The following is a 19947-nucleotide window of genomic DNA, read 5'->3' as shown; positions in this document are numbered from 1 at the left end:
AATAAACTGACGATCGCTATGAGTAAGGGCAAAAAGATGGCTGGACGCTTTCAGGGATTTGCACAAGAAGGGCTCAATTTTCTTCAGCAGGTTTGTATTGAGAACGACAAAGCCTGGTTCGATGAGCACCGCTTTATCTACGAAAGAAGCCTTCTGACTCCATTCCGCGCGCTGGTGGACGACCTTGCTCCAGCGATGCTGGAAATCGATCCACTGCTGGAAACCCGACCCGCCATCGGTAAAACCCTGTCGCGTATTCACCGCGATACCCGTTTCTCGCACGACAAATCGCTGTACCGCAGCCGGATGTGGCTGACCTTTAAGCGTTCAGCTAAAAACTGGATCGATGCGCCAGCCTACTTTTTTGAAATCAGCCCCGATACTCTACGCTATGGGTTGGGTTACTACAGCGCCAGCAAATCTACGATGGATCTGTTTCGCCATACGTTGAGGAAGCGGCCTGATGCGTTTTTACAGGTTGCCGAATGCTGCAGCCCGCCGTTTGAGCTGGTGGGGGAAAGCTATAAGCGGCTGCTGGCCAAAGATCTCGACCCGGCGATACCCGACTGGTATCAGCGTAAAACGTTTGCCGTGATGGTGACGGATAATGACGTAGAAAAACTCTTCCATGCCGATCTGGTCACACGGCTGGCCGAGAGTTTCCAACAGTTGGAGCCGCTGTACCAGTGGCTGATGACGGTGGAAACCATGAAGCAGGTGAACCCGGCGGATTTATAAAAGATTGCCGTTATGTATTAACATTTTTCGGGATAAAGTGTATTTCCAGGAATCGCCCTTTACCTACCTGGTGAGGCCCTTCCATTATAACAAATAACTGATTTTCCCTGATCTGGAGATAATGCTCATCATTGAATGTGAAAGCCAGGCTAACAATGAAAGGGAAATCAAAAAGTTCAATTTCTCCTTCGACAAAGGTGATGCCCCAATATTCATCCGTGAGGGACGGTATGACAATGTCGGGTCGATACCCTTTTATCGGTAAGAGTTTTCGCTTCGTAGAATCAAATTCTACTTCTGCACGGACATAGTTGCCTGAATTTCCGCCCATAGCAGCATGGGGCTCCTTAAAGATACGCGCAGTCTTACTGTTTTTTGGGAGCATAAGCCGACTCTTGTTATTTCATCACTGTCTCTCGAACGTATTTATCTAATTTGTCCGATTCATAAAATGCCATACACCGCTCCAGCACGTTATTAGCGTCTTTAGCGCTATCGGGGTGGAGCGCCATCGTTAAGCGGTCAAAGCCTTCTGTTTCTTTGGCGACGAATTTAAGGAATGGTTTCCATTTCCCGGCATTATCTAACGCGTAGGTTTTAACTAAAAACGACATATCATGGCCTGGAGCATAAAAAGCATCCGGCGGAATGCGTTTATGATAGTTATCAACAAGGCACTGCTTTAACGCCAGATGCTTTACATCCTGTACGGTAATGCCCGTCGGTTTAGCCTGTACGCTGAAGCATATCGCTACCAGTGCAGATAACAGCATTATTTTTGTGCGCATTTTATTACCTTATCAACCCTGAACAATTTTCCAGAACGCATCAATTAGCGGCTCATGCAGCCGCTTTTTTTGCGCGCAGACGCCAAGCTCAAACGGCGTTTTTTCATCGCTGCGTTCTAAAATCATCACCCGGTTGCGCACCGGTTCCGGGCTGTTTTCCAGCACCACTTCCGGCAGCAGCGCCACGCCGCAGCCCAGCGCCACCATTGAAACCATCGCTTCATGACCGCCGACGGTGGCGTAAATCTGCGGATTGCTGATTTTATGGCGGCGAAACCACAGCTCAATGCGGCGGCGTACCGGCCCCTGATCGGCCATGATAAACGGCACCGTCGACCAGTCGGGCTTATCGACCGACACCTGATTGCGCACCGGGCAGGGCAGCGCCGGGGCGATCAGCACCACCGCCAGATTTTCCAGCATCGAAAACGCCACCGCGCCGGGTAGCGTTTCCGGCTTACCAGCAATCGCCAGATCGGCCTCGCCGGTGACCACTTTGTCCATGGCATCGGCGGCGTCGCCGGTGGTGAGCTTAATTTCCACCGAGGGATGTTCGGCGCGAAAACGGTCGAGGATCGGCGGCAGATGACTGTATGCCGCGGTCACCGAGCAGAAAATATGCAGTTCGCCGGAAAGGGATGGCCCCTGCTGATCGAGGGTATGGCGCAACTGCTGATATTGCAAAAGCGTCTGTTGGGCAAACACTCGCAGCTCTTCGCCGGCTTCGGTCAGCGTGACCGTGCGGTTATCGCGCACAAACAGCGGCTGGCCGAGATCTTCTTCCAGCCGCTGAATCTGCCGGGAGAGCGTGGAGGGACTGACGTGCATCGCCCGCGCGCTGCGGCCAAAGTGGCGGCTTTCCGCCAGATGCAGGAAGGTTTTTAGATCGCGTAAATCCACAGACAGACCTCCGGTTTTTGACGTTGCATAAACCGCAACATAACGTTGTGAATATATCAATTTCCGCAATAAATTTCCTGTTGTAATGTGGGTTCATTCGCACAGATAGCAATCTGTAAACCGAACAATAAGCGCGACAACACAACATCACGGAGTACACCATCATGGCTAACTACTTTAATACACTGAATCTGCGCCAGCAGCTGGCGCAGCTGGGTAAATGTCGCTTTATGGGCCGCGACGAATTCGCCGATGGCGCGAGCTACCTGCAGGGTAAAAAAGTGGTCATCGTCGGCTGTGGCGCTCAGGGGCTGAACCAGGGCCTGAACATGCGTGACTCCGGTCTGGATATTTCCTACGCCCTGCGTAAAGAAGCCATTACTGAGAAGCGTGCTTCCTGGCGTAAAGCGACCGAAAACGGCTTCAAAGTGGGTACCTACGAAGAGCTGATCCCGCAGGCTGACCTGGTGGTTAACCTGACGCCAGACAAACAGCACTCCGACGTGGTGCGCTCCGTACAGCCGCTGATGAAAGACGGCGCGGCGCTGGGCTATTCACACGGCTTCAACATCGTGGAAGTGGGCGAGCAGATCCGTAAAGACATCACCGTGGTGATGGTGGCGCCGAAGTGTCCGGGCACCGAAGTGCGCGAAGAGTACAAACGTGGTTTCGGCGTGCCGACGCTGATCGCCGTTCACCCGGAAAACGACCCGAAAGGCGAAGGCATGGCGATTGCGAAAGCCTGGGTTGCGGCCACCGGCGGTCACCGTGCGGGCGTACTGGAATCTTCTTTCGTTGCGGAAGTGAAATCTGACCTGATGGGCGAGCAGACTATTCTGTGCGGTATGCTGCAGGCCGGTTCTCTGCTGTGCTTCGACAAGCTGGTGGCAGAAGGCACCGACCCGGCATACGCCGAAAAACTGATTCAGTTCGGCTGGGAAACCATCACCGAAGCGCTGAAGCAGGGCGGCATCACTCTGATGATGGACCGTCTGTCTAACCCGGCGAAACTGCGTGCTTACGCGCTGTCCGAGCAATTGAAAGAGATCATGGCACCGCTGTTCCAGAAACACATGGATGACATCATCTCCGGCGAATTCTCTTCCGGCATGATGGCTGACTGGGCTAACGACGATAAGAAACTGCTGACCTGGCGTGAAGAGACCGGCAAAACCGCGTTCGAAACCGCACCGCAGTTTGAAGGTAAAATCGGCGAGCAGGAGTACTTCGATAAAGGCGTGCTGATGATTGCGATGGTGAAAGCGGGCGTTGAGCTGGCGTTCGAAACCATGGTCGATTCCGGCATCATCGAAGAGTCCGCTTACTACGAATCACTGCACGAACTGCCGCTGATCGCCAACACCATCGCCCGTAAGCGTCTGTACGAAATGAACGTGGTTATCTCCGATACCGCAGAATACGGTAACTACCTGTTCTCTTACGCTTGCGTACCGCTGCTGAAACCGTTTATGGCGGAATTGCAACCGGGCGATCTGGGTAGTGCTATCCCGGAAGGCGCGGTAGACAACGCACAGCTTCGCGACGTGAACGATGCGATTCGTAGTCATGCGATTGAGCAGGTAGGTAAGAAACTGCGCGGCTATATGACGGATATGAAGCGTATTGCGGTAGCGGGTTGATATACCTTGTCGGGTGGCGCTAGCGCTTACCCGACCTACAAAATCAAGCAGACGATGTAGGCCGGGTAAGGCGTAGCCGCTACCCGGCTTTTTATTTGCGATACAATACTTTAATGATGTGGTAACCGAACTGGGTATGCAGCGGGCCGGTTGGCTCCAGTACCGGGCAGGAAAATACTACTTTATCGAATGCCGGAACCATCTGGCCCTGACGAAATTCGCCTAAATGACCGCCTTTTTTACCGGATGGGCAGATAGAATGCTTCTTCGCCAGCTTCTCAAAATCGCCGCCGTTTTTAATTTGCTCCAGAAGATCTAAAGCCAGTTTCTCTTCTTTTACAAGAATATGCAGTGCTGCTGCCATTTTTGCCATTATTGAGTTCTCACGTCGCAAAGATTGGCCGTCACTTTATCACTCCTTAGGCCGTCAGACATATACTCTTCGCCATTACAGGACAGATGTCCCGCCTGATTTAATGAACCGGGAGATAAGCGGCATTTTTAGCGGGCGTATTTCGGATGCGCGGGACGGCGGTCCTGTCCTTTCTGACAAGGGGCGAGATACCATGAACATAATGAAAAACGCAGAATTTCCAGACGACTGGCTTTTAGGGCTACGCCAGGTTGTACGCGACCCAGTGCTCTATGAATTACTCAAATACTGCCCGTTGGAAATCATGCAGTGTTGGCGATTTGACGACATTTCCCGCGGCGCGCTTATCTGCCGCCAGGGGGAAATATGCCAGCAATTTTCACTCATCGTGGCCGGTGAAGTGGATGTTTTTTACGAAGCTGAAGATGGACGCCGTTACCGGCAGGCGCGTTATGGCAAAGGAGACATGCTGGGTGAGCTAGAGATATTTGAGTCGCGGCATTACATCTGTTCTGTCGTAGCCGTCGGCAATGTACAGCTACTCAGCCTGCCGCAAGCGCATTTTTGCCGCTGGCTGACGCTGGATAACCACTTTAACCAGCGAATGCTGCGGTTTTTCAGCCAACAGTATTACCAGTTGTCGAAAAAGGCCAGTAGCGACAATTTGTACTCGCTGCATCAACGCGTATGCCAGGCATTATGGCTGCGTTATCAACAATATGAATCAACCACTATTTTGCTTGATAAGCAGAATCTTGGTCAGGAATTTGCGGCGACGACGCGCAGTATCAACCGGATACTGCACGATCTGAAATCGCTGAACATTATCGATACCGACGGTGAGCGGATCATTTTACTGGCTTCTGAAAAACTCAAACAGGAGGCGGAAATCTGAACCTCTCAGAACAATAAGGAGACGGGAGATGCAACCCCATATTCGGCTTAACACAAGCATGACCCGCGCGAAATATGCGCTTTTGCCCGGCGATCCCGGACGGGTGGATAGAATCGCCCGTTTTCTTGATAAGGCTGAGATTCTGGGGCAAAACCGGGAGTTTCGCGCGGCGCGCGGTTGGTACCAGGGTGTTGAAATAGTCGTGCTTTCCACGGGAATCGGCGGACCGTCAACCGCTATCGCCATTGAGGAGTTACGCCAGGTTGGCGTCAACTCGCTAATCCGTATCGGTAGTTGCGGCGCGTTGCAGGACTCGCTGGCGTTGGGCGATGTGATCATCGCCCACGGCGCGGTGGCTGACGACGGCGCCAGCAAAACCTATGCGCCCGCCAGTTATCCGGCCTGTGCGGACCCGTATCTTACCGCCACGCTGATACAGCAGGCGAAACAGATGAACATCTCTGCCGTTTGCGGGCTGGTGCGCAGCCATGACAGTTTTTATACCGATCGCGAAGCTGAACTGGATGCCGAATGGTCGGCCAGGGGAGTTCTCGGCGCGGATATGGAAACCGCCGCGCTGATGGTGGTGGGGGCGTTACGTGGGCTGCGTACCGCGTCGTTGCTAAACGTGGTCGTCGCGCATAGTGGCTGTCTGGAGAGCAGCATTAACCATTATGTTCAGCAGGAAACCTTGTGCCAGCAAGGTGAAGAGCGCCAGATTTCTTTGGCGCTTCAGGCCATTTATTTCGATAGTTTGCAAGGAGAGCAATGATGGACTTTTTCATCATTAACAATGTAATGGTCAACATTCCTCTCGGCGAGGGAGGGTATGCGCTGTCGTGGATTGAGGCTATCGGCACCGTCTTTGGCTTATTGTGCATCTGGTGCGCCAGCCGGGAAAAAATCATTAATTACCTGTTTGGTTTGATTAACGTCACTCTGTTTGCCGCCATCTTTTTTCAGATTCAACTGTATGCCAGCTTGCTACTTCAGGTGTTTTTCTTTGCGGCGAATATTTACGGCTGGTACGCATGGAGCCGGCAGAATGACGCCCGGGAAGCCGCTCTGAAAGTACGCTGGCTTTCTCGTCAACAAACATGGAGGTTGGGGGGCATATGTATTATCGCCATTCTGCTGATGACGTGGTTTATCGATCCGGTCTTCGCTATGTTGACCCGCGTTATGCTCGCTCTGCTGCAAACGATAGGTATGCAGGTGGCGATGCCTGAACTCCAGCCGGACGCGTTCCCGTTCTGGGATTCCACCATGCTGGTGTTGTCGATTGCGGCGATGGTGCTGATGACCCGCAAGTACGTGGAAAACTGGCTGCTGTGGGTGATTATTGATGTAATTAGCGTCGTGATCTATGCAGTACAGGGCGTTTATGCGATGTCGCTTGAGTATGTTCTGCTGACGGCGATCGCGCTAATGGGTTCTTACAGTTGGATCAAGAGCGCACAGCGTAATGGCTATACGCCGCTTGCCGCCAGAGCCTGCTGATTGACCTTTTCCAGGCTGCCTGAAAAAGCAGCCTGGTCTTCTCTGGGCCTCGCTTTCTGCTACAATCCCTCCCCCGTTCGAAGATTGAGCACTATTCCCATGCGTTTAAATCCCGGCCAACAACACGCTGTCGAATTCGTCACCGGACCCTGCTTGGTGCTGGCAGGAGCGGGTTCTGGTAAAACTCGCGTAATTACCAATAAAATCGCCCACCTGATCCGCGGATGCGGCTATCAGGCCCGGCATATTGCGGCGGTGACGTTTACCAACAAGGCCGCGCGTGAGATGAAAGAACGCGTCGGGCAGACGCTCGGCCGTAAGGAAGCGCGCGGTTTGATGATCTCCACCTTTCATACGCTAGGGCTGGATATTATTAAGCGCGAGTACGCTGCGCTGGGGATGAAATCGAACTTTTCATTGTTTGACGATACCGACCAGGTCGCCTTGCTCAAAGAGCTGACCGAAGGCCTGATCGAAGACGACAAGGTTCTGTTGCAACAGCTGATCTCCACGATCTCCAACTGGAAAAACGATCTCAAAACGCCTGCGCAGGCGGCGGCCGGGGCGAAAGGTGAACGCGATCGTATTTTTGCTCACTGCTACGGGCTTTATGACGCCCATATGAAGGCATGCAACGTTCTCGATTTTGATGATTTGATTTTGCTGCCGACGCTGCTGCTGCAACGCAATGACGAGGTGCGCGAGCGCTGGCAGAATAAAATTCGTTATCTGCTGGTGGATGAATATCAGGATACTAACACCAGCCAGTATGAGTTGGTTAAGCTGCTGGTCGGGCAACGCGCGCGCTTTACGGTCGTAGGCGATGACGATCAGTCTATCTACTCCTGGCGCGGGGCGCGTCCGCAAAACCTGGTGTTACTGAGCCAGGACTTTCCGGCGCTGCAGGTGATTAAACTGGAGCAAAACTATCGTTCTTCGGGCCGCATCCTGAAAGCGGCGAATATTCTCATCGCCAACAATCCGCACGTTTTTGAAAAGCGCCTCTTTTCCGAGCTCGGTTACGGCGCGGAACTCAAAGTGTTAAGCGCAAACAATGAAGAGCATGAAGCTGAGCGCGTTACCGGCGAACTGATTGCCCATCACTTTGTAAACAAGACCCAGTACAAGGATTACGCCATTCTGTATCGCGGGAATCATCAGTCGCGGGTATTTGAAAAATTCCTCATGCAGAACCGTATTCCGTACAAAATTTCCGGCGGCACCTCATTTTTCTCCCGTCCGGAGATTAAAGACCTGCTGGCCTACCTGCGGGTGTTGACCAACCCGGATGATGACAGCGCTTTCCTGCGCATCGTGAATACGCCAAAACGCGAAATCGGTCCGGCCACTCTGCAAAAACTGGGTGAATGGGCAATGACGCGTAATAAAAGCCTGTTTACCGCCAGCTTTGATATGGGGCTTAGCCAAAAGCTGACCGGACGTGGTTACGATTCATTGACGCGTTTTACCCACTGGCTGGGGGAAATCCAGCGTCTGGCCGAACGCGAGCCTGTCGCCGCCGTGCGCGATCTCATCCACGGTATTGACTATGAATCCTGGTTGTACGAAACCTCGCCGAGCCCCAAAGCGGCGGAAATGCGTATGAAAAACGTTAACCAGCTCTTTAGCTGGATGACTGAGATGCTGGAAGGCAACGAACTCGATGAGCCGATGACGCTGACCCAGGTGGTTACACGCTTTACGCTGCGCGATATGATGGAGCGCGGCGAGAGCGAAGAAGAGCTGGATCAGGTACAGTTGATGACGCTTCATGCATCGAAAGGACTGGAGTTCCCGTATGTCTATATGGTGGGAATGGAAGAAGGATTTTTGCCGCATCAAAGCAGCATTGACGAAGATAACATTGAGGAAGAGCGTCGGCTGGCCTATGTCGGGATCACTCGCGCGCAGAAAGAGCTCACCTTTACATTATGTAAAGAGCGCCGTCAGTATGGGGAACTGGTGCGCCCGGAACCCAGTCGCTTCCTGTTAGAACTGCCGCAGGATGATTTAATCTGGGAGCAGGAGCGCAAAGTGGTAAGCGCTGAGGAGCGAATGCAAAAAGGGCAAAGTCACCTGGCTAATCTGAAAGCCATGATGGCGGCAAAGCGAGCGAAATCGTAGGCCGGATAAGCGAAGCGCCATCCGGCAATCAGACTACGGTTAGCGAACGTCCAGCGGCCAGTGTACATAGCTTTGCCACTGGCTTTCCTGATCAATCAACTCTTTACCCAGCGGGTGATGCGCCAGCCAGTCGCCAGGCAAGGTTAACGTCAGATTTTCATTTAGCGCCTGTAGCGTAATTTCTGGTACCAGATCGTCACGACGGCGACCGGCAAAAAGAATCGCCAGGCGCAGCAAACGGCATAGCTGTTCCGCAACACGGGGCGGTACCGCGTTTTGCTGATGAAGCGAAGAGAGATCGACCGGATTGGTCTGATTCAGTAAGAGGGTGGCGAGCAACTTTTTCTGCGCGGGCGTATAGCCAGGCAGATCCAAATGGCGTACTAAATAGGCGGCATGATAGGGCGCCTGTTTAAAATCAACGCTCAGACCGATCTCATGCAACTGGCAAGCGCTAAGCAACAGTTCACGACTGATAGGCTCAATATGCCAAGCATTTTCTACCTGTTTGAGGAAGTTATCTGCCAGCTTCGCTACGCGGTTCGCCTGATCGGTATCGACGATAAACCGACGCTGAATGTTTCGCAGCGTGCGGCTGCGGATATCCTGATCTACCGCCAGATGCAACATCCCATACACCAGCCCTTCGCGTAACGCGCCGCCTGCCAGCGTCATGCTCTGGATGTTCAGCTCGGTAAATATCGCGATCAGAATAGCCAGCCCACTTGGGAAAACCAGCGCGCGTTCCAGCGTCAGGCCTTCGATTTCCAGCTCTTCCAGACGCCCGCACTGTATCGCGCGTTGTTTTAGCTGCTGCAGTTTGGCGAGCGTAATGCGCTCGTCCATCCCCTGCGCCATCATGATTTCCTGCAATGCCTGTACGGTGCCGGAGGCACCCACGCAGACCTTCCAGCCATGAAAACGCAGTTCATCGGCGACCGGACGCAGTACATCGCGCGCGGCCTTCTCCGCATCATCAAAGTTTTCTTGCGCCAGATTACGATCGCTAAAATAGCGTTCAAGCCACGTTACGCAGCCCATCGACAGGCTAAACAGCGACGTGGTTTGCGCGCCAGTGCCGGTAACCAGTTCAGTGCTGGCGCCGCCGATATCCACCACCAGCCGCTGATCTGCGCCGCCGGTGGTATGAGCGACCCCCTGATAAATTAGCCGCGCCTCTTCTTCGCCGCTGATAACCTGCACCGGACAACCAAGGATAGTCTGCGCTTTCGCGATAAATTCCCCTGCATTGACGGCGAGACGCAATGTTGCGGTGGCAACCACGCGGATTTGCGGCTGCGGAATATCCTGCAAACGTTCAGCAAACAGACGCAGGCATTGCCAGCCGCGTTCCATCGCTTCGGCTGAAAGGTGGTTGTCGTTGTTCAGACCCGCGGCCAGACGCACCTTGCGTTTTATTCGGGTCAGCGTCTGGATGCTTCCCGCCGCCTCGCGCACGACCAGCATATGAAAACTATTGGAACCGAGATCAATAGCGGCATACAACGAGGTGGAATTCATACACTTCATCCTTCAACCTGTATCCGTGTTGGCTGCGTACTCTTCCTAAGCTCATCGGGATTTGTTTTCTTGCCGCCTTGATACAGGCTAAATGATTTTGTGTATGGCATAACTTTTCTTAACCTGAACGACGACGATTACGCGGAGCGCCAGCGCGGCGCGGACCATTGCCAGGACGCGAACGCGTCAGGCGCAACGGCTTGGGCAGATCGTTCATGAGCGCTTCCGGATTGTATTTGCTGACCGGAATCGAGTGGCCGATATAGCTCTCAATGGCGGGCAGATTCAGCGCATACTCTTCGCAAGCCAGGCTGATGGAATGTCCGCTGGCGCCAGCGCGACCGGTACGACCGATACGGTGAACATAGTCTTCACAATCATCTGGCAGATCGTAGTTAAAGACGTGCGTTACGGCGGGGATATGCAACCCGCGCGCCGCGACATCGGTCGCCACAAGAATATCCAGATCGCCGCGGGTGAACTCATCCAGAATCCGCAGGCGCTTTTTCTGCGCGACGTCACCGGTCAGCAGACCAACACGATGACCATCTGCCGCCAGATGTCCCCAGATATCTTCGCAACGATGCTTGGTGTTGGCGAAAATAATGGCGCGATCCGGCCACTCTTCTTCGATCAGCGTTTGCAGTAAACGCATTTTCTCTTCATTAGAGGGGTAGAAAAGCTCTTCTTTAATGCGGTGGCCGGTCTTTTGCTCCGGTTCCACTTCAACATATTCGGCGTTGTTCATCTGTTCAAACGCCAGCTCGCGAACCCGATAAGACAGGGTGGCGGAGAACAACATGTTCAGACGCTGCGCAGCCGGCGGCATACGACGGAACAGCCAGCGGATATCTTTAATAAAGCCCAAATCGTACATGCGATCGGCTTCATCGAGTACGACGACCTGAATGGCGCCGAGGTTAATGTGGTTTTGTTTGGCGTAGTCGATCAGTCGGCCCGTCGTACCAATAAGAATATCAACGCCGCTTTCCAGCACTTTAAGCTGCTTGTCGTAACCATCGCCGCCGTAAGCCAGGCCTAATTTTAAGCCTGTCGCTTGCGCCAACGGCTCCGCGTCTGCGTGAATTTGTACGGCTAATTCACGCGTCGGCGCCATGATCAGCGCGCGCGGCTGGTTCACCTTGCGATCGTCGATCGCGGGATGAGAAAGTAAATAATGAAACGTTGACGTCAGAAACGCCATCGTTTTCCCGGTACCGGTTTGCGCCTGCCCTGCAACGTCACGACCCGCCAGCGTTAGCGGAAGGGCCAGTGCCTGAATGGGCGTACAATTATAAAACCCTTTTTTTTCAAGGGCTTCAACCACCTGTGGGTGCAGGGCGAAGTCGGAAAACTTCTGTTCTGTTAAATGTGTTTTGCTCATAGTGTGGTAGAATATCAGCTTACTATTGCTTTACGAAAGCGTATCCGGTGAAATAAAGTCAACCTTTGTTGGCGAAGTTAACATCAGCACCTCGTTGGTTAATGCTACACCAACACGCCAGGCTTATTCCTGTGGAGTTATATATGAGCGATAAAATTATTCACCTGACTGACGACAGTTTTGACACGGATGTACTCAAAGCGGACGGGGCTATCCTCGTTGATTTCTGGGCAGAGTGGTGCGGGCCGTGTAAAATGATCGCTCCGATTCTGGATGAAATCGCTGACGAATATCAGGGCAAATTGACCGTTGCCAAACTGAACATTGACCAGAACCCAGGTACTGCGCCTAAATATGGCATCCGCGGTATTCCGACTCTGCTGCTGTTTAAAAACGGCGAAGTGGCGGCAACCAAAGTAGGCGCACTGTCTAAAGGTCAGTTGAAAGAGTTTCTCGACGCCAATCTGGCGTAATACCTTTTATACGTCGAATGACAAAGGCGCTGTATGGTCAGGCGTCTGTCATTCGACGAATGATTAAGGTATCAGGCAGTTTCGTGGCGTCTGTTGTCCTTACGTTATTCTTAAATTGTCAGGATCTCTGGACGCCCGGTCTGAGTCGTGCTAAGTTAGTATTGACTTCGAATTAAACATACCTTATTAAGTTTGAATCTGGTTTTATCCGTCACTTCCCGTTTTTTCTCGCACGAGAAGTGGAAAGATTCCTGGCTCTTCGCTCATTCCGTCTTGTCGTTTCAGTTCTGCGTACTTTCCTGTGACCAGACAGCGAACAGACATGAGTTGATAGCCGTAAACAGGCATGGATGACCCTGCCATACCATTCACAACATTAAGTTCGAGATTTACCCCAAGTTTAAGAACTCACACCATTATGAATCTTACCGAATTAAAGAATACGCCGGTTTCTGAGCTGATCACTCTCGGCGAAAGTATGGGGCTGGAAAACCTGGCCCGTATGCGCAAGCAGGACATTATTTTTGCCATCCTGAAGCAGCACGCAAAGAGTGGCGAAGATATCTTTGGCGACGGTGTGCTGGAGATATTGCAGGATGGATTTGGTTTCCTCCGTTCTGCAGACAGCTCCTACCTCGCCGGTCCTGATGATATCTACGTTTCCCCCAGCCAAATCCGCCGTTTCAACCTCCGCACTGGTGATACCATTTCTGGTAAGATTCGCCCGCCGAAAGAAGGTGAACGCTATTTTGCGCTGTTGAAAGTTAACGAAGTTAACTACGACAAACCGGAAAACGCCCGTAACAAAATCCTCTTTGAGAACTTAACCCCGCTGCACGCAAACTCTCGTCTGCGTATGGAGCGTGGTAACGGTTCTACCGAAGACTTAACGGCACGCGTTCTGGATCTGGCTTCGCCGATCGGTCGCGGCCAGCGCGGTCTGATTGTCGCGCCGCCGAAGGCGGGTAAAACCATGCTGCTGCAGAACATCGCGCAGAGCATCGCGTATAACCACCCAGACTGCGTGCTGATGGTGCTGCTGATTGACGAACGTCCGGAAGAAGTGACCGAGATGCAGCGTCTGGTGAAAGGCGAAGTGGTTGCGTCTACCTTTGACGAACCGGCATCCCGCCACGTTCAGGTTGCCGAAATGGTTATCGAGAAGGCGAAACGTCTGGTTGAACACAAGAAAGACGTTATCATCCTGCTCGACTCCATCACCCGTCTGGCGCGTGCCTATAACACCGTGGTGCCGGCTTCCGGTAAAGTACTGACCGGTGGTGTGGACGCTAACGCCCTGCATCGTCCGAAGCGTTTCTTCGGCGCGGCGCGTAACGTGGAAGAGGGCGGTAGCCTGACGATCATCGCGACGGCGCTAATCGATACCGGTTCCAAGATGGACGAAGTTATCTACGAAGAGTTTAAAGGCACCGGTAACATGGAGCTGCATCTCTCGCGTAAGATCGCTGAAAAACGTGTCTTCCCGGCTATCGACTACAACCGTTCCGGTACCCGTAAAGAAGAGCTGCTCACCACTCAGGAAGAGCTGCAGAAAATGTGGATCCTGCGTAAAATCATCCATCCGATGGGTGAAATTGACGCGATGGAATTCCTCATTAACAAACTGGCGATGACCAAAACTAATGACGACTTTTTCGAGATGATGAAGCGCTCATAACCTGGTCTTTACCTGAAAACGCCACGTTTTTACGTGGCGTTTTTGTTTTGCGATTCATCTTAGCGTCATGTCATATAAACTGGTCATCGGGATATGCGCTACAGAGTAACACCATGCACAATACACATTGTTTGCGGTAAAAAGTGTAATGTTCTAACAGGTCTCTTCTAGGAGCTGGCGTAACGCATTATACTTTAAGGAAATGATATATGCTGAGAGCACATACACTGTGAAGTTACTCACCGCTTTATCTGAGCTAATCAGTATTTTTTTATTCACGACCATTTTTATTTTTCTTGCGCGAAAAGTAGCCATAAAAATTGGTTTAGTGGATAAACCAAACTTTCGTAAACGACATCAGGGTGTTATCCCATTAGTCGGCGGGATTTCTGTGTTTGCAGGAATCTGCTTTATGTTTGGCCTCTCGGATTACTACATACCGCACTTATCGCTATATCTTATTTGCGCTGGTGTATTGGTTTTTGTTGGTGCGATGGATGACCGTTTTGATATCAGTGTAAAAATTCGTGCTGTGGTTCAGGCCGTTATTGCGGTTGTAATGATGGTTATCGCAAAACTTCACTTAGGTAGCCTTGGTTACATCTTTGGGCCTTGGGAGTTAGTGCTTGGCCCCTTTGGCTATTTCCTTACCCTGTTTGCGGTATGGGCGGCGATCAACGCTTTCAATATGGTGGACGGTATTGACGGCCTGCTGGGGGGGTTATCCAGCGTCTCATTTGCGGCGATGGGGCTGATTTTATGGTTTGATGGTCAGACTAGCCTGGCAATGTGGTGCTTTGCCATGATCGCCGCGATTCTGCCTTACATTATGCTTAATCTCGGTATTTTGGGGCGGCGTTATAAAGTCTTTATGGGCGATGCCGGTAGTACACTGATTGGCTTTACCGTCATCTGGCTCTTACTGGAAACGACGCAGGGGAAAACTCACTCTATCAGCCCGGTTACTGCGCTATGGATTATCGCTATTCCATTGATGGATATGGTGGCGATTATGTATCGCCGTCTGCGTAAAGGGATGAGCCCCTTTTCCCCTGATCGCCAACATATTCATCATTTGGTTATGCGAGCAGGGTTTACTTCCCGCCAGGCATTTGTTCTTATTACGCTCGCAGCGGCGATTCTGGCGGGAGTAGGCGTAACGGCAGAATACTCTCATTTTGTTCCTGAATGGGTTATGTTGGTGCTCTTTTTGCTAGCATTCTTCCTCTATGGCTACTGCATTAAGCGGGCCTGGAAGGTGGCGAGATTTATTAAGCGTGTGAAGCGTCGCCTGCGCAGGCAACGTGAGAACCGGCCAAACTTAACCAAGTAAATGAGGATACGATGACACAACCATTACCGGGGGCACGCGCGGTGAGCGCTGAAAATGAACTGGATATTCGCGGGTTGTTTCGTACTTTATGGGCTGGCAAATTCTGGATTATCGGCATTGGCCTGCTATTTGCCCTTATCGCGTTAGCCTATACCTTTTTTGCTCGTCAGGAGTGGAGTGCGACGGCGATCACCGATCGCCCAACCGTAAATATGTTGGGCGGTTATTACTCCCAGCAGCAGTTTCTGCGCAACCTGGATATTAAGACCGATCCTGCTTCTTCCGATAAACCCTCGGTGATGGATGAAGCGTATAAAGAGTTCATCATGCAACTTGCCTCCTGGGATACGCGTCGCGATTTCTGGTTACAGACGGACTATTACAAGCAGCGAATGGTCGGGAATAGCAAAGCTGATGCGGCGATGCTTGATGAACTGATCAATAACATACAGTTTACGCCCGGCGATTTTACACGCGCCATCAACGACAATGTGAAGCTGATTGCTGAAACTGCGCCGGACGCCAATAATCTGCTGCGTCAGTATGTCGCATTCGCCAGCCAGCGGGCGGCGAGCCATCTGAATGATGAATTAAAAGGCGCCTGGGCTGCGCGTACCGTGCAGATGAAAGCGCAGGTCAAACGGCAGGAAGAGGTTGCGAAAGCGATCTATTCACGTCGTGTAAACAGTATTGAGCAGGCGCTCAAAATTGCGGAACAACATAATATTTCTCGTAGCGCGACGGATGTCCCGGCGGATGAATTACCGGACTCAGAGCTTTTTTTACTCGGTCGCCCTATGTTGCAGGCGCGTCTTGAAAATCTGCAAGCGGTTGGCCCTGCGTTCGATTTGGACTACTTTCAAAATCGGGCAATGTTGAATACGCTTAATGTGGGGCCGACCCTGGACCCTCGTTTTCAGACCTATCGTTATTTGCGTACGCCGGAAGAACCGGTAAAACGTGATAGCCCACGCCGAGCCTTCCTGATGATTATGTGGGGTATCGTTGGGGCGCTAATCGGTGCGGGCGTTGCCTTAACCCGTCGCCGCACGATTTAGCAACACCTCTGCAGTAGGGGGCTGGGCCCCTGCTGTCTATTCGAAGAGAATCGATGTGAAAGTACTGACTGTATTTGGTACACGACCGGAGGCCATTAAGATGGCGCCTCTGGTCCATGCGCTGGAAAAAGATCCTCATTTCGAGGCCAAAGTATGCGTTACTGCGCAGCATCGGGAGATGCTTGATCAGGTATTAACTCTTTTTTCTATTGTGCCTGATTACGATCTCAACATTATGCAGCCGGGACAGGGGTTGACGGAAATTACCTGCCGAATTCTGGAGGGATTAAAGCCGATCCTGGCAGATTTTAAACCTGATGTGGTGCTGGTTCATGGCGATACCACCACTACGATTGCTACCAGCCTGGCGGCTTTCTATCAACGAATTCCGGTAGGGCACGTAGAAGCCGGGTTGCGAACCGGCGATCTCTATTCCCCCTGGCCGGAAGAGGCAAACCGCACGCTGACCGGACATCTGGCGATGTACCACTTTGCGCCGACGGAAAACTCGCGGCAGAATCTGTTGCGGGAGAACATTCCGGATGAGCGCATTTTTGTCACTGGCAATACCGTTATCGACGCGCTGATCTGGGTACGCGATCGCGTTCTGACGAGCGATACATTACAGGCTGAACTGGCCGAGCAGTATCCTTTCCTCAACGCGAATAAGAAGATGATTTTAGTGACCGGTCATCGGCGTGAAAGCTTTGGTCAGGGCTTTGAGCATATCTGCCAGGCGCTGGCGGAAATCGCCGCCGCGAACCAGAATGTGCAAATTGTCTATCCGGTGCATCTCAATCCCAACGTCAGCGAACCTGTCAACCGTATCCTCGGCCATGTTGAAAACGTGGTACTGATTGAGCCGCAGGACTACTTACCTTTTGTCTGGCTGATGAATCACGCCTGGCTCATTCTGACCGATTCCGGCGGTATTCAGGAAGAAGCGCCGTCATTAGGTAAGCCGGTATTGGTCATGCGTGAAACCACAGAGCGTCCGGAAGCCATTACCGCTGGTACGGTAAGACTGATCGGCACGGACTCCCGGCGCATTGTGGCGGAAGTTATGCGTCTGCTGCACGACGAAAATGAATATCAAACTATGAGCCGCGCCCATAATCCTTATGGTGACGGGCAATCATGCGCGCGCATTTTACAGGCGTTAAAAAGTTATCGGGTATCGTTATGAGTTTTACGACCATTTCTGTTATTGGGCTGGGGTATATCGGATTACCGACTGCGGCCGCTTTTGCTTCCTGCCAGAAGCAGGTTATCGGCGTGGATATCAACCAACATGCGGTAGACACCATAAATCGCGGTGAAATTCACATCGTGGAGCCGGCGTTGGGCAATGTGGTGAAGATGGCGGTGGAAGGCGGCTTTCTGCGTGCGACGACGACACCTGTCGAGGCCGATGCGTACCTGATTGCCGTGCCGACGCCATTCAAAGGCGATCACGACCCTGACATGGCCTATGTGGAAGCCGCGGCGAAATCCATTGCGCCGGTATTAAAAAAAGGGGCACTGGTGATTCTGGAATCAACATCGCCGGTCGGCGCAACGGAGCAAATGGCCGGCTGGCTGGCCGGGATGCGCCCAGATCTGACCTTTCCCCAGCAGGCGGGCGAGCAGACCGACGTGAATATCGCCTATTGTCCGGAGCGTGTGCTGCCGGGTCAGGTGATGGTGGAACTCATTAAAAATGACCGCGTGATTGGCGGTATGACGCCAGTATGTTCGGCTCGCGCCAGCGCGCTGTACAAAATTTTCCTTGAGGGCGAATGCGTTGTCACCAACTCGCGCACCGCAGAGATGTGCAAGCTGACGGAAAATAGCTTCCGTGATGTGAATATCGCATTTGCGAATGAATTGTCGCTGATTTGCGCCGAACAGGGGATTAACGTCTGGGAATTGATCCGTCTGGCGAACCGCCATCCGCGCGTCAATATTTTGCAGCCGGGCCCAGGCGTTGGCGGGCACTGCATTGCGGTCGATCCGTGGTTTATTGTGGCGCAAAATCCGCAGCAGGCGAGACTGATTCGCACCGCGCGTGAAGTGAACGACGGCAAACCGCACTGGGTGGTCGATCAGGTAAAAGCCGCGGTCGCAGATTGCCTGGCGGCCACCGATAAACGCGCCAGCGAAGTGAAAATCGCCTGTTTTGGGCTGGCCTTTAAGCCGAATATCGACGATCTGCGCGAAAGCCCGGCGATGGGGATCGCGCAAAGTATCGCCCGCTGGCACAGCGGCGAAACCTTGGTCGTCGAACCGAATATCCATCAGTTGCCGAAAAAATTGGACGGACTTTGCACGCTGGCGAAACTGGACGCGGCGCTGGCCGCCGCCGATGTGCTGGTGATGCTGGTCGATCACGACGAATTTAAAGCGATTCCCGGCGATGCGGTTCATCAACGTTATGTGGTTGATACCAAAGGAGTCTGGCGCTGATGAAACGCATTCTGGTGACCGGCGGCGCGGGCTTTATCGGATCTGCGGTGGTGCGGCATATCATCCATGAAACGGCAGACGCGGTGGTGGTGGTGGATAAACTCACCTATGCGGGCAACCTGATGTCTCTGGCGTCGGTGGCGCAAAGCGACCGTTTCGCCTTTGAGAAGGTGGATATCTGCGATCGGGCATCACTGGAGCGAGTTTTCCAGCAGTATCAGCCCGATAGCGTGATGCACCTGGCGGCGGAAAGCCATGTAGACCGTTCCATCGACGGCCCCGCGGCGTTTATTGAAACGAATATCGTTGGTACTTACACCTTGCTGGAAGCCGCTCGCGCTTACTGGTCCGCGCTTGACGCGGACGCTAAAGCGGCGTTCCGCTTCCACCATATCTCCACCGATGAAGTGTATGGCGATCTGCATACTGCAGACGATTTCTTCACCGAAACCACGCCATATGCGCCAAGCAGCCCTTATTCCGCCTCCAAAGCCAGCAGCGACCATCTGGTACGCGCCTGGTTACGTACCTACGGTTTGCCTACGCTTGTCACCAACTGCTCTAATAACTACGGGCCCTACCATTTCCCGGAAAAACTGATCCCGCTGATGATTCTGAACGCGCTGGCGGGTAAACCATTGCCGGTCTATGGCAACGGCCAGCAAATTCGCGACTGGCTGTATGTGGAAGATCATGCCCGTGCGTTGTATCACGTGGTGACGAACGGCGCGGTGGGCGAAACGTATAATATCGGCGGTCATAACGAACGTAAAAATCTGGATGTGGTCAGGACGATCTGCGCTCTGCTGGAGGAACTGGCCCCGCAAAAACCGCAGGGTGTGGCGAATTATCACGATCTGATTACCTTCGTCGACGATCGACCCGGCCATGACTTACGTTATGCCATCGACGCGTCGAAAATCGCCCGCGAGCTGGGCTGGACGCCGCAGGAAACCTTCGAAAGCGGGATGCGAAAAACCGTTCAGTGGTATCTCGCCAATGAGGCCTGGTGGAAACCCGTGCAGGATGGCAGTTATCAGGGCGAACGCTTAGGACTGAAACGCTAAACGGCAGGTTCTTACTCCTGGAGGAGAAAC

The 19947-nt window shown here is 52.7% G+C and carries 20 protein-coding genes; 14 read left to right on the top strand and 6 right to left on the bottom strand.

The window, feature by feature from the left end; genetic code table 11:
- Window positions 1–36: 36 nt before the first annotated feature.
- Window positions 37–738, top strand: a complete 702-nt coding sequence (locus LDB27_RS21985; RefSeq protein ID WP_001609033.1) for a DUF2461 domain-containing protein — start codon at window positions 37–39, stop codon at window positions 736–738.
- 10 nt (window positions 739–748) lie between these two features.
- Here LDB27_RS21985 and LDB27_RS21980 read toward each other — a convergent pair whose 3' ends face one another.
- The 3 genes from LDB27_RS21980 to ilvY are packed head-to-tail and all read right to left on the bottom strand — an operon-like array spanning window position 749 to window position 2426.
- Entirely contained in the window at window positions 749–1123 is a 375-nt protein-coding gene (locus LDB27_RS21980) for a hypothetical protein (RefSeq protein ID WP_000937043.1), read from the bottom strand.
- A gap of 13 nt (window positions 1124–1136) precedes the next feature.
- A complete protein-coding gene (locus LDB27_RS21975; protein ID WP_001259309.1) occupies window positions 1137–1526 on the bottom strand; it encodes a hypothetical protein in 390 nt (129 codons plus the stop codon).
- A 12-nt stretch (window positions 1527–1538) separates the two neighbouring features.
- Window positions 1539–2426, bottom strand: coding sequence for an HTH-type transcriptional activator IlvY (ilvY, locus tag LDB27_RS21970; protein WP_001530887.1), 888 nt, complete (start codon window positions 2424–2426; stop codon window positions 1539–1541).
- A gap of 164 nt (window positions 2427–2590) precedes the next feature.
- Between ilvY and ilvC the strand changes: the two genes are divergently transcribed.
- Complete coding sequence (gene ilvC, locus LDB27_RS21965) at window positions 2591–4066, top strand: ketol-acid reductoisomerase (protein WP_000024953.1); 1476 nt, start codon at window positions 2591–2593, stop codon at window positions 4064–4066.
- 91 nt (window positions 4067–4157) lie between these two features.
- On the opposite strand, the gene ppiC is transcribed toward ilvC, so the two are convergent.
- A complete protein-coding gene (gene ppiC, locus LDB27_RS21960) occupies window positions 4158–4439 on the bottom strand; it encodes a peptidylprolyl isomerase PpiC (RefSeq protein ID WP_001096806.1) in 282 nt (93 codons plus the stop codon).
- A gap of 193 nt (window positions 4440–4632) precedes the next feature.
- On the opposite strand from ppiC, the gene LDB27_RS21955 reads away from it, so the two are divergent.
- The 4 genes from LDB27_RS21955 (at window position 4633) to rep (ending at window position 8958) form a co-directional block, all read left to right on the top strand.
- A complete protein-coding gene (locus LDB27_RS21955; protein ID WP_001024341.1) occupies window positions 4633–5334 on the top strand; it encodes a Crp/Fnr family transcriptional regulator in 702 nt (233 codons plus the stop codon).
- A gap of 28 nt (window positions 5335–5362) precedes the next feature.
- Entirely contained in the window at window positions 5363–6106 is a 744-nt protein-coding gene (locus tag LDB27_RS21950; protein ID WP_001182425.1) for a nucleoside phosphorylase, read from the top strand.
- The gene (gene pnuC / locus LDB27_RS21945) at window positions 6106–6834 is read left to right on the top strand and encodes a nicotinamide riboside transporter PnuC (RefSeq protein ID WP_001543647.1); all 729 of its coding nucleotides are present in this window, start codon (window positions 6106–6108) and stop codon (window positions 6832–6834) included. Before LDB27_RS21950 ends, pnuC begins: the two co-directional genes overlap by 1 nt.
- A 99-nt stretch (window positions 6835–6933) precedes the next feature.
- On the top strand, window positions 6934–8958 hold the full coding sequence (rep, locus tag LDB27_RS21940; RefSeq protein WP_001238842.1) for a DNA helicase Rep: 2025 nt from the start codon (window positions 6934–6936) through the stop codon (window positions 8956–8958).
- A gap of 39 nt (window positions 8959–8997) precedes the next feature.
- Here the strand turns inward: rep and gppA are convergent, their stop codons facing one another.
- Window positions 8998–10479, bottom strand: a complete 1482-nt coding sequence (gene gppA / locus LDB27_RS21935) for a guanosine-5'-triphosphate,3'-diphosphate diphosphatase (protein WP_001089447.1) — start codon at window positions 10477–10479, stop codon at window positions 8998–9000.
- 118 nt (window positions 10480–10597) lie between these two features.
- On the bottom strand, window positions 10598–11863 hold the full coding sequence (gene rhlB / locus LDB27_RS21930) for an ATP-dependent RNA helicase RhlB (protein WP_000047525.1): 1266 nt from the start codon (window positions 11861–11863) through the stop codon (window positions 10598–10600).
- Between the two features lie 143 nt (window positions 11864–12006).
- Here rhlB and trxA point away from each other — a divergent pair, with 143 nt between their 5' ends.
- From trxA to rffG, 8 genes are all read left to right on the top strand, one after another.
- A complete protein-coding gene (gene trxA, locus LDB27_RS21925) occupies window positions 12007–12336 on the top strand; it encodes a thioredoxin TrxA (RefSeq protein ID WP_001280776.1) in 330 nt (109 codons plus the stop codon).
- A 247-nt stretch (window positions 12337–12583) separates the two neighbouring features.
- Window positions 12584–12667 (top strand): rho operon leader peptide, encoded by an 84-nt coding sequence (locus LDB27_RS21920; protein ID WP_134820045.1) that lies wholly within the window; start codon window positions 12584–12586, stop codon window positions 12665–12667.
- A gap of 87 nt (window positions 12668–12754) precedes the next feature.
- A complete protein-coding gene (gene rho, locus LDB27_RS21915; protein ID WP_001054532.1) occupies window positions 12755–14014 on the top strand; it encodes a transcription termination factor Rho in 1260 nt (419 codons plus the stop codon).
- A gap of 229 nt (window positions 14015–14243) precedes the next feature.
- Window positions 14244–15347 (top strand): UDP-N-acetylglucosamine--undecaprenyl-phosphate N-acetylglucosaminephosphotransferase, encoded by a 1104-nt coding sequence (gene wecA, locus LDB27_RS21910; RefSeq protein ID WP_000771937.1) that lies wholly within the window; start codon window positions 14244–14246, stop codon window positions 15345–15347.
- 11 nt (window positions 15348–15358) lie between these two features.
- Window positions 15359–16405, top strand: a complete 1047-nt coding sequence (gene wzzE / locus LDB27_RS21905) for an ECA polysaccharide chain length modulation protein (RefSeq protein ID WP_000193413.1) — start codon at window positions 15359–15361, stop codon at window positions 16403–16405.
- 55 nt (window positions 16406–16460) lie between these two features.
- Complete coding sequence (gene wecB, locus LDB27_RS21900) at window positions 16461–17591, top strand: non-hydrolyzing UDP-N-acetylglucosamine 2-epimerase (RefSeq protein ID WP_000866685.1); 1131 nt, start codon at window positions 16461–16463, stop codon at window positions 17589–17591.
- Window positions 17588–18850: a UDP-N-acetyl-D-mannosamine dehydrogenase gene (wecC, locus tag LDB27_RS21895; RefSeq protein ID WP_000011224.1), complete on the top strand. Its 1263-nt coding sequence runs from the start codon at window positions 17588–17590 to the stop codon at window positions 18848–18850. Before wecB ends, wecC begins: the two co-directional genes overlap by 4 nt.
- Entirely contained in the window at window positions 18850–19917 is a 1068-nt protein-coding gene (rffG, locus tag LDB27_RS21890) for a dTDP-glucose 4,6-dehydratase (RefSeq protein ID WP_000822143.1), read from the top strand. Before wecC ends, rffG begins: the two co-directional genes overlap by 1 nt.
- The last annotated feature ends 30 nt before the right edge of the window (window positions 19918–19947 follow it).

It is taken from the genome of Salmonella sp. JXY0409-18 (assembly GCF_020268625.1).
Lineage (GTDB): Bacteria > Pseudomonadota > Gammaproteobacteria > Enterobacterales > Enterobacteriaceae > Salmonella > Salmonella enterica.
Note: the sequence above shows the minus strand (reverse complement) of the source record. Positions and strands in the feature narration are given on the sequence as shown.